Source organism: Chamaesiphon sp. GL140_3_metabinner_50 (assembly GCF_025361915.1).
Lineage (GTDB): Bacteria > Cyanobacteriota > Cyanobacteriia > Cyanobacteriales > Chamaesiphonaceae > Chamaesiphon.
Map to the genome: position 1 here is coordinate 1 of NZ_JANYJC010000376.1, position 13201 is coordinate 13201.

At 45.9% G+C, this 13201-nt stretch carries 13 protein-coding genes; 8 read left to right on the forward strand and 5 right to left on the reverse strand.

Going from position 1 to position 13201, the window contains the following annotated elements:
* A partial coding sequence (gene larC / locus Q0R35_RS18315; RefSeq protein ID WP_295621890.1) for a nickel insertion protein occupies nt 1-446 on the forward strand: 446 nt, incomplete at its 5' end.
* 1 nt (nt 447) lies between these two features.
* Here larC and Q0R35_RS18320 read toward each other — a convergent pair.
* From Q0R35_RS18320 to Q0R35_RS18335, 4 genes are all read right to left on the reverse strand, one after another.
* Complete coding sequence (locus tag Q0R35_RS18320) at nt 448-834, reverse strand: VOC family protein (protein ID WP_295621893.1); 387 nt, start codon at nt 832-834, stop codon at nt 448-450.
* 108 nt (nt 835-942) lie between these two features.
* A complete protein-coding gene (locus tag Q0R35_RS18325) occupies nt 943-2370 on the reverse strand; it encodes an FAD-binding domain-containing protein (protein ID WP_295621896.1) in 1428 nt (475 codons plus the stop codon).
* 590 nt (nt 2371-2960) lie between these two features.
* A complete protein-coding gene (locus Q0R35_RS18330) occupies nt 2961-4676 on the reverse strand; it encodes an AarF/ABC1/UbiB kinase family protein (RefSeq protein ID WP_366944943.1) in 1716 nt (571 codons plus the stop codon).
* A gap of 148 nt (nt 4677-4824) precedes the next feature.
* Nucleotides 4825-4965 (reverse strand): hypothetical protein, encoded by a 141-nt coding sequence (locus Q0R35_RS18335; protein WP_295621900.1) that lies wholly within the window; start codon nt 4963-4965, stop codon nt 4825-4827.
* A gap of 63 nt (nt 4966-5028) precedes the next feature.
* Between Q0R35_RS18335 and Q0R35_RS18340 the strand changes: the two genes are divergently transcribed.
* The 5 genes from Q0R35_RS18340 (at nt 5029) to Q0R35_RS18360 (ending at nt 8888) form a co-directional block, all read left to right on the forward strand.
* Nucleotides 5029-5901 carry an NAD(P)-dependent oxidoreductase gene (locus Q0R35_RS18340; protein WP_366944944.1) on the forward strand — a complete coding sequence of 291 codons (873 nt, stop codon included), beginning with the start codon at nt 5029-5031 and terminating at the stop codon, nt 5899-5901.
* 314 nt (nt 5902-6215) lie between these two features.
* Nucleotides 6216-7211 (forward strand): ketol-acid reductoisomerase, encoded by a 996-nt coding sequence (gene ilvC, locus Q0R35_RS18345; protein ID WP_295621906.1) that lies wholly within the window; start codon nt 6216-6218, stop codon nt 7209-7211.
* A 464-nt stretch (nt 7212-7675) separates the two neighbouring features.
* A complete protein-coding gene (locus Q0R35_RS18350) occupies nt 7676-8197 on the forward strand; it encodes a photosystem I assembly protein Ycf3 (RefSeq protein ID WP_295621927.1) in 522 nt (173 codons plus the stop codon).
* Nucleotides 8198-8312: 115 nt separating this feature from the next.
* Nucleotides 8313-8597, forward strand: a complete 285-nt coding sequence (gatC, locus tag Q0R35_RS18355) for an Asp-tRNA(Asn)/Glu-tRNA(Gln) amidotransferase subunit GatC (protein WP_295621909.1) — start codon at nt 8313-8315, stop codon at nt 8595-8597.
* Nucleotides 8598-8660: 63 nt separating this feature from the next.
* Complete coding sequence (locus tag Q0R35_RS18360) at nt 8661-8888, forward strand: ferredoxin family protein (RefSeq protein ID WP_295621912.1); 228 nt, start codon at nt 8661-8663, stop codon at nt 8886-8888.
* A 177-nt stretch (nt 8889-9065) separates the two neighbouring features.
* On the opposite strand, the gene cobJ is transcribed toward Q0R35_RS18360, so the two are convergent.
* Nucleotides 9066-10769 (reverse strand): precorrin-3B C(17)-methyltransferase, encoded by a 1704-nt coding sequence (gene cobJ, locus Q0R35_RS18365; protein ID WP_295621915.1) that lies wholly within the window; start codon nt 10767-10769, stop codon nt 9066-9068.
* A 172-nt stretch (nt 10770-10941) separates the two neighbouring features.
* Between cobJ and Q0R35_RS18370 the strand changes: the two genes are divergently transcribed.
* Both Q0R35_RS18370 and nadA read left to right on the forward strand, forming a co-directional pair.
* Entirely contained in the window at nt 10942-12039 is a 1098-nt protein-coding gene (locus Q0R35_RS18370) for a glycosyltransferase family 4 protein (protein WP_295621918.1), read from the forward strand.
* Nucleotides 12040-12203: 164 nt separating this feature from the next.
* Nucleotides 12204-13166 (forward strand): quinolinate synthase NadA, encoded by a 963-nt coding sequence (nadA, locus tag Q0R35_RS18375; RefSeq protein WP_295621921.1) that lies wholly within the window; start codon nt 12204-12206, stop codon nt 13164-13166.
* Nucleotides 13167-13201: the final 35 nt, after the last annotated feature.

The window sequence follows — 13201 nt, forward strand, 5'->3', positions numbered from 1 at the left end:
CCACCCAGATCGACGATCTCAATCCTCAAGCGATCGGGTATATTTTCGATCTATTATTTGCGGCTGGAGCTGTCGATGTATTTACCCAACCAATTGGGATGAAAAAATCTCGATCGGGGATTTTATTAACAGTTATTTGTCCGTTAGATCGATCGCTAGAATGCGAACAAGTTATTTTCAAAGAAACAAGTACATTAGGCATTCGTCGCACCCAGCAGACTCGATCGATCTTGCCTAGAGAAATGCAATCTGTTGAAACTAAATATGGCGCGGTACGTCTTAAAGTTGCCCGGAATAACTTGTTCGATGACGATCGCATCCTGAATGTCCAACCCGAATATGCTGACTGTGCTGGCATTGCTCAGGCACATCAAGTACCTTGGCGAGAGGTTCATCAATTAGCATTATTAGCTTGGCATAGTCTCAATTCTGGTGCCCGATCGTAAATTATCGTTCATATATTTCCAGTGGTAGATCGTCTGGATCTTTAAAGAACGTAAATCTCTTCCCAGTAATTTCATCGATTCTGATTGGTTCGACATCAATTCCCTGCGAAACTAAATAATCGACACTTGCGGTTATATCTTCCACTTCAAAAGCCAAATGCCTCAATCCACAAGCTTCAGGCTTACTCGGTCTTAGCGGTGAATTGGGGAAAGAGAACAGCTCTATAGTGTTACCTTCGGAAACCTGAAGATCTAGCTTGTAGGAGTTGCGATCGCGTCTAAAGGTTTCATTGATAACTGAGAATTTGAGGATGTCTACATAAAACTTTTTGGATTCGTTATAATCCGAGCAAATTATGGCAACATGATGGATCTTTTTTACTTTCATTTAATTCTCTAATGTAGCAACTGCCAAGGCAGTTAGGATCCCTCAGATCCCCGACTTCTTGGAGAAGTCGGGGATCTAGCCTCACAAATGTCTCAACTGTGGTGACTGTTAAGCACCTTTAACGCTGGCGTATAAATCCTTAAACAACCGTTGTTGTACGGCATGATCGACGATCGGGAGTGGATACCCAACCTGATGGCGAGTTAGGGGTAGAATATTGCCACTGAGAATGAGATTGGTCGCGATCGGTTTTAATTCTGGCACCCATTGGCGGATATAGTCGCCTTCTGGATCGAATTTTTGGGCTTGGGTGTAGGGGTTAAAAATCCGCAGGGGTTTGGGATCCATGCCGCTCGACGCGCTCCATTGCCAGCCGCCATTATTTGCCGATAAATCGCCATCGATGAGGCGTTCCATAAAGTATTTTTCGCCCCGTTGCCAGTTAATAATCAAATCTTTCGTCAGGAAACTAGCGACGATCATCCGACAGTGGTTGTGCATCCAGCCAATTGAATTGAGTTGGCGCATGGCGGCATCGACGATCGGATAGCCCGTTTTGCCCTCACACCAGGCTTGAAATTGAGTTTCGTCGTTCCGCCACGGAAATTGCTTGAAGTGGTCGCGGTAAGGCCCCAGGGCTAGGCTGGGGAAGTGATACATCGCCTGTTGATAAAACTCTCGCCATGCAAGTTCTTGTTGCCAGGTGGTAATTCCCGTGCGGGCTTCATCGCTTCTAGCTTCTGTCATTGCAGTAGTTGTCGCCGCCCAGACAGTCCGAATCCCGATCGTCCCAAACACCAGCGCAGCACTCATTTCCGATGTACCAGTCACTGCGGGATAGTTACGCTGTTCGTCGTATTCGACAATCGCGCGATGGCAGAATTTTGTGAGTATTTGCTCTGCTGCTCTGGTACCTAGCTCTTGGGTAAGGGGCTGATCCCAGGTAAATCCTAACTCCTGAGCGGTAGGTAGATCGATCGTCGGTACGAGTGTCAGAGCTTGTCTTTCGGCGGGTGTTAATGCGCTGGGTGGCAGTTTGACTTCTACTGGCGCGGGTTTCGGCTGGCTACTCCAGTTGCGCCAGAAGGGGCCATAAACGGTGTAGGGTTGTTTGTTGCCAGTTTGAATTGCATTCGGCTCGTGGAGGAGTCGATCCCATTGGGGGTGCGCTTGAATATTTTGGGCTGTTAAGGCGGCGATGACGCGCTCGTCGCGAGTGCGGGAGTAGGGTTCGACATCGAGGTGAAAGTGGACTGCTGTGGCTTTTAGGGTACTGGCTAGCTGCGGAATTTTGACAATCGGATCTCCATCGAGAAATAGCAGTTCGCTTCCCGCTTGGCGATAATCTTCAGCTAGCCTTTTTAAGCAGCCGACTAGGTAAGTAACTCTAGCTGGAGCCACACCCTGAGATAGAATGGCTCGATCGAAACAAAACACGCCAACTACTCTAGCATTAGTCTCGCACGCTGTTGCTAAACCAATACTATCGGAAACTCGTAAGTCTCGACGATGCCAAAATAAAACTAAATCTGACATTAATAACCAGTGGGGAGATGGGAGTTGGGAGTTGGGAGTGCGGAGTGCGGAGATGGGAGTTGAGAGTGTGGAACCGGATTTAAAATCCCTCTTTCCAAGGCTACTGTGTATACAAAAGTCGGCTGGACTTCGTTTTGAGATCCAAATCCCCCAACCCCCTTGGAAAGGGGGCTTTTAAAGTCCCCCTTTCCAAGGGGGATTTAGGGGGATTTCTAGGGTTTTCGCTGCTCTCTACACTTGTTGGTAGGCGGTAGCTTTGCGAAGGGGGATCTACCCACCGTAAACAGATCGATTATGAGACTTTTCGACATTCTCTCGAATCAGTAACGCCTATTTGTACCCTCAAAGCTCAAACCTAGATGGCAGAATATATCCACCATCTAGGTTTACTAGAGCAATTTTAATTAAGTGACATACCTCACCGACCGATAAAGGAGCGGTGATGCCTTGATGCTTCACTGGGATGTGCTACCAGGTAGTCTTATCAGCCCTCCACGCCCATTTAAAGTCTCCCAATGCCCTATGGCGACTATAGATAATCTTAGCAAAGAACATGACGATGGTGCGGCGATCGCGCCATATCTTAGATATTATTTGCTATTTGTCAAGGATCCCAGCAAAGAGTTGACACCCGCTGTAGATAGATTACCGATTGCTTTGGGGACGCTACCAGCTAAAGCACCGATCGCGACATTAAGTAGTTTAGCTGGTTCTAGTTCTGCTTTAACTAGATTCCATAATTGCTGAACTTCGGTGACATGTAAGCGATTATCTTCGGTTAGTGCCATGATAATCTGGTTGCGGATCGATCGACCTTCGGCAGACATTAGGAATTGGAAGCCTAATTGCGCGGTAGGAAGCAGATCGAAATTGTTATCGCTGCGTGCGATGCCGATCATATTTTCCAGGCGTTTCCACTGGAGTTTGCCATCTTTGATTACTACTTCGAGCAATCGGCGACGCATTTCTGGTGTTTCACCATTGAGCAATCTTTGAGCGACGTAGGGATAGCCGATTTCGACGATCTTAAATTCTGGATTGAGGCTGAGTGCGATCCCTTCTTGGGTGACGAGGGAGCGAATGATCAGTGAAAATTGAGCGGGAACGCGGAAGGGGTACTGGAACATCAATTCCGAAAATTCATCGGTAATTGTTTTGAAGTTAAAGTTACCAACATTTTCACCGATCGCATTATCTAATACGCGCTCTAGGGCGGGGATAATTGGCGAAATATCGATATCTGGTGTGAGGAAACCCAGTTTCACAAAGTCATCGGTGAGCGAGAGATAGTCTTTGTTAATTACATGTACTATCGATCCGGCGATCGTTTCTTTGGTATTTTGGGTGAGTTGATCCATCATGCCAAAATCGATAAATGCCATCCGCCCGTCAGCGAGGGCAAATAAGTTACCAGGATGAGGATCGGCATGAAAGAAGCCAAATTCTAACAACTGTCTCAAACCAGCGGAAACACATGCTTTAATGAGACGATCGCGGTCGAGTCCGGCTCTTCTAATTCCTTCTAAATCGGTTAATTTAATCCCATCGATCCACTCTAATGTCAGCACGTTGCGACTGGTATATCGCCAATAAATTGACGGCACCTTAACAGTCGGATCGTCTTGAAAGTTGGCGGCAAACTTCTCGGCATTCCGCCCTTCATTTTCATAATCGATTTCTTCAAATAGCTTGGTACCAAACTCATCGACAACAATCGTCAGGTTATCGCCCAAGTTCAATGGTAAGAACGGTTTGATCCAAGTAGCCGCCCATCTCAACAGATACAAATCGCGGGTAATAGTAGGCAGTAAATTCGGACGTTGGACTTTAACAGCAACATATTCACCACTGTACAATTTAGCCTTATAAACTTGACCCAAACTGGCCGCAGCAACCGGACGCGGCGAGATCTCTTTGTATAGCTCTTCAACCGATTTTTTGAGCTGAGTTTCAATAATCTGCATCGCCAACTCATTATCGAAAGCTGGCAATTGGTCTTGTAACTTAATCAGCTCATCTAAGTAATCTTGTCTGATTAAATCGGGACGCGTCGATAGCGATTGCCCCACTTTAATAAAGGTCGGGCCTAAACGAGTTAAAATTTCTCGTAATTGCTCGGCACGTTGGTACTTATTAGCTTCAGCGTTACCAACCGATCGATCGAGTAATATCCCCAGTATGAATCCGCCAAACAACCAGACAACCCCGATGGCCCGCCAAATTACCAGCCAAGGACGTTTATTGTAATAACTAGCGATCGCTTGTGGATTGTATTGCCGCATTTGGGCGAATTGTTGCTGACTCACGTTTTGAAGTATCCTCTTACTCGATCGATTCGTATAATGATAATTATGATCCGATATAATTAATTTTAATTACATTTTTCCTGAATATCTTAATTTTTCGCAGTCAAACTCATAATTTATTCTTAATAACATTATACAAAACTATAACTTAGGCGGTACTATCGCAATAACCGAACCTCAGTTCGATCGCGATAAACCCAGTCTGGGCATACATATTGAGGATCGGGGATCGGTCTTGATAGTAAATTAGAGTCAGAGCGGTGACACTAATGCTCGTCTGTCTCTTCATAGTACCCATTTAATGCTACTCTCTCCACCAGCACTCTCGTCAGGGGCGGACTTGTTTCCTACAATGCAGAAATTATTAATTACTGGTGCCAGTGGCTTTCTGGGTTGGAATCTCTGCCAAGTTGCGCGCGCTAACTGGGAAGTACATGGAATCTACGATCGACATCCGATCGAAATTCCCGATGTGAGTTTACATCAGATCGATCTTACCAATGCCGATTTAGTTACAGCCGAGATCGAGCGGATCGCGCCTGTGGCAGTAATTCATACAGCAGCAGCTTCTAGCCCCAACTTTTGTCAGGCTCATCCAGCCAAATCTTATCTCATCAACGTCACTGCGACAGAGAACTTAGCCAAAGTCTGTTTCCAGGCCAAAATTCCCTTTGTCTTCACCTCTACCGATCTGGTATTTGACGGCACCCAGCCGCCGTATCAAGAGACAGATCCAGTTTCACCTATCAATATCTATGGCGAACAAAAAGTAGCCGCCGAGCAAGCGATTTTAGCTGTTTATCCCCGCGCGACAATTTGTAGAATGCCGTTGATGTTTGGCAACGCACCGCCAACGGCGACAAGCTTTATCCAGCCTTGGATCGAATCATTAACATCCGATCGCAGTCTACAGTTATTTGTCGATGAATTTCGGACTCCAGTCAGTGCGATAACTGCGGCGCAGGGATTATTGCTGGCTTTACAATTAGCTCCAGGCATCATTCATTTAGGCGGTAAAGAACGAATTTCTCGGTATGAATTCGGACGGCTTTTGGCAGAAGTATTTAACTTCGATCCGGCGTTATTATCGCCAATGAAGCAACAAGATTTACCGATGTCTGCTCCGCGTGCGGCGGATGTTTCGTTCGACATTCGTAAAGCGATCGAATTTGGTTATCAAGTGCCATCATTGCGATCGCAATTATTAGCAGCAATTACTGTTTAGAGCTTGCCAATCTGCCTCTACCAGACTACTGGCGATGAAAGCGATCGAAGTTGTAGTCGCATAATGCCAAAATTTCTGCATGATTTACCTACTAGTAATTATTTGAGGGATGTTACGAACTTGGGTTCCTAGTGGTAAACGATGCAGTTTCTCGTAAATTCAAATAATATTTACAATTCTTCAACGCAATCGGTGTCAGCCCAACATGGTAAGATGTTCTGCCTGCGGCAATACAGAGCGAGTAGATATCCACTCGCTCGTAACGCTAGAGTAGGAAATGATATAGATAATTACAGGTAAAGGAGAGATCGATCGTGGCGCAGATGTATTATGATGCCGATGCTAATTTAGACCTATTAAACGGCAAAACTGTAGCCATTATCGGTTATGGTTCCCAAGGTCACGCTCACGCGCTCAACCTCAAAGATAGCGGCGTGAAAGTAATTATTGGTCTATACCCAGGTAGTAAATCGGCTGCTAAAGCCGAAGCAGAAGGCTTAGTCGTCAAAACAGTTGCCGAGGCATCAGCCGCCGCAGACTTCATCATGATTTTGCTCCCCGATGAAGTCCAACGGGGTATTTATGAAAACGAGATTAAACCAAATCTGAGCGCAGGTAAAACGCTGGCCTTCGCCCACGGTTTTAACATTCACTTTGGGCAAGTCGTTCCCCCTGCCGATGTCGATGTGGTGATGATCGCTCCCAAAGGCCCCGGACATACGGTTCGCTATGAGTACCAAAAAGGACAAGGGGTACCAGCTTTATTTGCCGTTTATCAAGATGCTTCCGGTCAAGCACGCGATCGGGCGATGGCTTATGCTAAAGGCGTTGGCGGTACCCGTGCGGGGATTCTCGAAACTACCTTCCGCGAAGAAACCGAAACCGATTTATTCGGCGAACAAGCAGTCCTGTGCGGCGGTCTGAGTGCCCTAATTAAAGCCGGATTTGAAACCCTCGTCGAAGCAGGTTATCAGCCCGAATTAGCTTATTTTGAGTGCCTCCACGAAGTCAAACTGATCGTCGATCTCGTCGTAGTTGGCGGTTTGGCAGAAATGCGTAGTAGTATCTCTAATACTGCGGAATACGGCGATTACACTCGCGGCCCTCGGATCGTCACCGATGCCACTAAACTTGAGATGAAAAAAATCTTGAGCGAAATCCAAACCGGACAATTCGCCCGCGAATTCATCCTCGAAAAACAGTCTGGTAACGCTGGTTTTACCGCCATTCGCCGCCGCGAAGCCGAACACCAAATCGAATCAGTCGGCAAAGATCTCCGCGCGATGTTTAGCTGGTTGAAGAAAAACTAGGATATCGATCCTAGCTCTCATCGATAGATTAATAAAACCTAGATCTTCACAAATTGTGAAGATCTAGGTTTTATGGTGTTTGCGTGCATCTACTTCACCAGCAGTAGCTCTAGAGCCGAGTGTCACCAAAATGTAGCAACCGCCAAGGCGATTAGGACAGTAAGATAGTGCGTGCTACAAACCCGACTTTTCCAAAAAGTCGGGTTTGTGTCCTAACCGATGTGGCGGCTATAGTTGATGTTGCAATTGCGATCGCGCTGCTAATGTTACTGCTATATTACTTGCTCGATCCGCTTGGTGAGATCCAACTAAAGAGAAATGTTACCAGCCTCTAGTTTCTCGGCTCAGAACGGTAAAATAGATAATATCTGAGTATAAATACTTGCGCTTACAATTTGCCTAGACTCGCGATCGCCCAATATTTGCAAGTTGCCAACTATTCACCGTCAACCGATCTCACTACGATGCCAAGAACCCAGAAAAACGATAACTTCATCGACAAAAGCTTCACCGTCATGGCAGATATTCTCTTGAAGATTATGCCTACCAACAAGCGTGCCAAAGAAGCTTTCGTATATTATCGCGATGGCATGTCTGCTCAAGCCGATGGCGAGTATGCTGAAGCTCTAGACAACTACGAAGAAGCTCTGCGACTAGAAGAAAGTGATTACGATCGCAGTTATATTTTGTATAATATGGGCTTGATCTATGCCAGTAATGGCGAACACGAGCGCGCCTTGAAGCAATATTTTCAAGCTGTAGAACTCAATTCTCGGCTGTGTCAGGCTCTGAACAACATTGCGGTAATCTATCACTACCAAGGCGAAAAAGCCGCAGATGAAGGCGATCTCACCGCCAGCGAAGCATTACTCGGCAAAGCCGCCGAATACTGGATTCAAGCCATCAAAATCGCTCCCAATAACTACATCGAAGCCCAAAACTGGCTCAAAACCACTGGACGCTCTCAATTAGATATCTATTTTTAGGTATTAGGTATTAGGTATTAGGTATTAGGTATTAGGCTTTAGGTTGCAGATGTAATTGTATTGCTTACTCCTTACTCCTTACTCCTTACTTCTTACTCCTTACTTCCCACCTCCCATGCTCGATCGCGAACAAGTCCACAAAGTAGCTCTCCTTGCCCGATTGGAACTAACTCCAGAGCAAGAAGAAAAATATGCCGTCCAGATGAGTAGTATTCTCGATTACTTCGAGCAACTGAGCGAACTAGACACCACCGATGTCGAACCCAAAACCAGAGCGATCGATATGAATAATATCACCCGTTCCGATAATCTGTCGGCTTATCCAAATCTCGAAGGGATTTATGCCGCCGCACCCGATCGCGAAACCGATTTTTTTAAAGTACCAAGAATCATGACTTAGCCATCTTGATAAAGCAATTTACGCTACCATTAATTACTGTCGATATTTAATAGAGAAAAAATCGTGTCCCATTCGATCGTTACCAATGTTTGTGAAGGTATAGCCGATTGTGTAGTGGCGTGCCCAGTTGCCTGTATTCATGAAGGCCCAGGCAAAAATACGCTCGGTACGGATTGGTATTGGATTGATTTTTCGACTTGTATCGACTGTGGAATTTGTATCCAAGTTTGTCCGATCGAAGGCGCAATCTTACCAGAAGAACGACCCGATTTACAAGCTACACCCAGTTAGTTTTTCGCCTAAATTCTGGAAACGCGATCGCACTAACTCGATCTGGTATGTATCTACCTCAAAAAATCGGGTAGTAGTAAGGGTAATTCATGAATTACCCTTACTACTACCCAATTTTTTGCGAGCAAAATTCTTACTCCTTACTCCCATCTCCCACCTCCCATCTCCCATCTCCCATCATTGATAAGATCGCGGCGTATACACCCAACTCCCACCATCAGCACGAGGAATCAGGCGCGTTTGGCTAGAACCGATGAGAATTACCGTTCGCATGTCTGCCAATTCGGGCGCAAATTCGCCTAAAGTAATAACCTTGACCTCTTGCCCAGATCTGCCCAGATTGCGGGCGAGAATGACCGGGGTAGTACTCGATCGCGACTTCATAAGGATTTCCTTAGCGGCGGCTAATTGCCAGCTCCTATGCCTGGAAATGGGGTTATAGAATGCGATCGCAAAATCGGCTTCGGCGGCGGCGGCGATTCTGGCGGCGACTACTTCCCAGGGTTTGAGGATATCTGAGAGCGAAATCGCGCAGAAATCGTGTCCGAGCGGCGCACCCACCGCAGCGGCGGCGGCTTGCATGGCAGAAATACCGGGGGCAATCTGAAGATCGATGGTTTGCCATTCTGGTTTGGCTTCTTTATCGAGAACTTCAAGTACCGCCGCCGCCATCGCATATATCCCCGGATCTCCTGAAGAGACGACGACGACATTTTTACCACTAGCGGCTAAATCTAATGCTAGTCTGGATCGATCGAGTTCGACGCGATTATCCGAGCCGTGGCACTGTTTCCCCGCGCTTAAATCTTTAACTAAGTCTAAGTAGGTGTGATAGCCGACTAAATCTGTCGCGGCTAAAATTGTCTCCCTTACTTGTGGCGACATCCACTCGGCAGATCCGGGGCCAGTCCCGACTATAGTTAGTTTACCTTGGGGTTGTCCGATCGAGTTGGGGTCGATCGGTGCTGTGGCACTAAGGATGTTGAGGGAGTAAGGAGTAAGGAGTAAGGAGTTGGGATTTGGGAGTGGTATTACTGTCAAGTTTTGGCTCCATTCCGGGGATTCTACCCAGCGAATGGGGAGGTTTAAACTAGTACCGAGTGCGGCGATGGCGGCTCCAGCGGGTGTTTTGGGGAGGACAAGACAATCTACCGCAGCGAGGGCGAGATTGGCTGTTGCGAGTCGATCGCGGATAACTTCGATCCACTCTGGGATGGTAAGTTGGGAGGGTTCCTCGATCGATAAGGCTAGGCTGGTGGGATGATAGACTAGTCGATCGGAACTGCCAGAAATTGCTTGCGTAGTGACGATAATTTGACGCTTGCCATCAGCACAAAAGGGAATATCGCTAGCCGTCAGCCACGGTGCATCGCCATCTATACTGACGCTGACACCTGCAATCAAATCGGCGATAAAAGTTTTGACATGTTCGGGGTTGGCGAGTCGATAACCGGGTGGCGGAGCGGGAAGCACGGTATTAAATTGCAGCTTCCCGGTGGTGGTAATTGCTGGCTTAATTGCCAATACTGCGGCAATTCGCTCGGCAAGATCGTTTACGCCTGTAATGCCACCCAACAACGGTACTACGACACTCCCATCGGCGGCTACCGCCACCACAGGTGGCTCTGTTTTGCTATCTGTCAGAATTGGTGCCAATGTCCGAATCAAGATTCCTGTCGCGCACAGCCCAATTATCGGTACGCCCTGACGATATAATTGCCGCACGGTATCGCCAAAATCTGTAAAACTCACATCCACATCTGTAGTTCTACCTGTCAATCCATACAATTGCGCTCCTGGTAAAGTTGTCATTATTTGACGAGCTGTGGGTACGCTAATTTGATTGAGGACGACAACGATGGGAGGATGTCTATCGAGCATGGTTTAACAGATGACGGTCTTTCTTATCTTATCGTTGGATCTGGCGCACACTGATGGATTTAAGAATTTGGCGATCGATGTCGCAGCTTCCGAGAGCATCTAATTTTATACTATTCAATATGCAATCGATCGCAATCCTCTAATTATCTAAATACTTTATTTTTTCAGATCTATGCCTTGTAAAAAGCTGCTATATGTTATTACTAAATCCGAGTTAGGTGGTGCCCAAGGACATGTCTACGATCTGATCTCATCGCTTTATCAAGATTATGAAATTCATCTAGCAGTAGGTACGCCTGGATTATTAACAGATAAGGTGGCGGCTCTCGGCGTGAAAGTTCATATTATGCCAAGTTTACAAAGACGGATTAGTCCAACTAAAGATATTCGTGCGATTAAAGAGTGTGTAGATATTATTAAATGGATAAAACCAGACTTAATTCATTGTCACAGTAGTAAAGCTGGAGCCGTCGCTCGATTAGCTGCCAAAATTTGTCGGGTACCAGTTATATTTACCGCACATGGATGGGGTTTCGATCCGCGCTCTCCGCGCCTGCAACGCAACATTGCTTTAGGGATTGAAAAAATATTAGCTCCCTTCTCTACTAAAATTATTTGTGTCTCAGAAAGCGATCGACAATTGGCAATTTCACTGAAAGTAACCGCGCCAGAATTAGTCGTGACGATTATGAATGGTATCGCTCACGGATCGACTCCAACTGCCATGCCATCGCAACAACCACCTAAGCTAATTATGGTGGCGAGATTCAATCGCGGTCAAAAAGATCAGCATACTTTAATGCAAGCGATCGCGCGTATCAAAAGTCGAGTCGAACTCGATTTTGTCGGAACTGGCCCCGATTGGGAAGAATGTAAAACTTTAGCTGAAGATCTAAAAATTGACGATCGGGTTACCTTTTTAGGCGATCGATTAGACGTGCCAGCTTTATTAGCTCGATCGCAGATTTTTGTTTTAAGTACGCATTATGAAGGTGCGCCGATTAGTATTCTCGAAGCTATGCGTTGCGGCTTACCAGTTATTGCAACTAATGTTAATGGTATTCCCGAACAAGTAACCGATAAAGTTACTGGCTTATTAGTTCCACATCAAGATGTCGATGCTTTGACTACCGCAATTTCTAATTTGACCTCAGATCCGATCGTTCGCCAACAAATGGGCGATGCTGGCAAAAGTAAGTTTTTCCAAGAATTTACGGTCGAGCAAATGGTTGAGAAAACTCAAGCCTTATATTTATCTATTTTAAATTAAATAGTTGCAATCGCCAATCGACTATCTTAATTGTAGCGATCGACAGCAACAATCCTACCATTTGTCTGAGCATAACTCGATCTGGAGCGAACACTTGGCATTTTGGTAAAATCCACTATAATTAAGATAGATCGCACCAAATATTCCATTCTCCACCAGCAATAATGTTTGTCACCGCACGCCCGACAGCCAATCCAGATGCCATCCCCGTCGATGTTGTCGCAGCAATTGAAGAATTAAAGCAATCGCTCAATGCTGTTATTCTAGCGCATTACTACCAGGATTCAGAGATTCAGGATGTAGCGGATTTCATTGGCGATTCCTTAGAATTATCGCGTAGAGCTGCGAGTACCGATGCTGATGTCATTGTATTTGCGGGGGTTCACTTTATGGCGGAAACTGCCAAAATTTTGAATCCTAATAAGTTAGTATTATTACCAGATTTAGCAGCAGGATGTTCGCTAGCCGATAGTTGTCCCCCCGATGCTTTTGCAGCGTTTAGAGCTAAACATCCAGACCATATTGTAATTTCTTACATCAACTGTACGGCAGAAATTAAAGCCCTCAGCGATATTATTTGTACCAGTTCTAATGCCGTAAAAATTGTCAAGCAGATTCCGCTAGAACAGGGAATTATTTTCGCACCCGATCGCAATCTCGGACGCTACGTAATGCAGCAAGCAGAGCGGGACATGGTGCTATGGCAAGGGAGTTGTATCGTACACGAAACTTTTTCTGAGAAAAAGTTAGTCCAGCTCAAAGTTAATTATCCCAACGCCGAAATCATCGCCCATCCAGAATGTGAAGAGGCAGTATTGCAACATGCTGATTTTATTGGTTCTACGAGTGCATTATTAAAATATACCGCCCAGAGTGAGAGTACTCAATTTATCATTGCTACAGAGCCGGGAATCATCCACCAGATGCAAAAAGCTCAATCCCAAAAAGAGTTTATCCCCGCACCGCCCATTAATAATTGTGCCTGTAATGAATGTCCACACATGCGCCTGAACACATTAGAAAAATTGTACCTCGCCATGAAGACCCGATCGCCAGAAATTACGATGAGTGAGGAAATTAGATTGGCGGCTTTACGTCCGATGCAACGAATGTTAGAGATGAGCTAAAGACTCGATCGAATGTAAAGACTGGATGCACATAA